Annotated in this window: 1 pseudogene; it reads right to left on the bottom strand. The window is 52.6% G+C overall.

The features are described from left to right. Nucleotides 1-519 (bottom strand): annotated as a pseudogene (locus tag ACLD7X_RS18325) (hypothetical protein); the annotation flags it as partial.

Genomic DNA, 519 nt, shown 5'->3' with positions numbered 1-519 from the left:
GCGAGGTTCATCGGGCTTATCGGACTTCTTTACGACTTCAATGACGAATTCTTGTTCGGCTACGAAGTCCGTTCCTTCAACGATGGCCTTGATGACGACGACGTAGCGTCCTTCTTCGGTTGGTTTCCATTCAATCACGCCGGTAATGGGGTCGATCTCCATGCCGTCAGGTCCTTGAACGATCGAATAGCGGACGTCTTTCTTCTTGTCTTCCGGGATACCGCCAACCTTGGCGGCATATCGATAGCCCTTGTCCACTTGGCCGGTGCGTTGCGGCACGCTTATGAAGACCAGCTTGGCTTCGGCTGGCTTGAGATTCAGGACCTTGATCTTCGTTCGTGGGCTCTCGCCGTCGTCATTGATTGCTGTAACGAAGAACGTGTAGACGCCACGTTCCAAGTCCTTGATATCGGCAGCATAGAACTTGAGACCACCTCGGTCGGATACGAGTTCATCGGCATGTACTGTATCTACAACCACGAACCTCGTACGATCCTCTGTTTCACCCTCTGCCATGTA

The organism is Aphanothece microscopica RSMan92, from assembly GCF_046613545.2.
GTDB lineage: Bacteria > Cyanobacteriota > Cyanobacteriia > PCC-6307 > Cyanobiaceae > NIES-981.
Note: the sequence above shows the minus strand (reverse complement) of the source record. Positions and strands in the feature narration are given on the sequence as shown.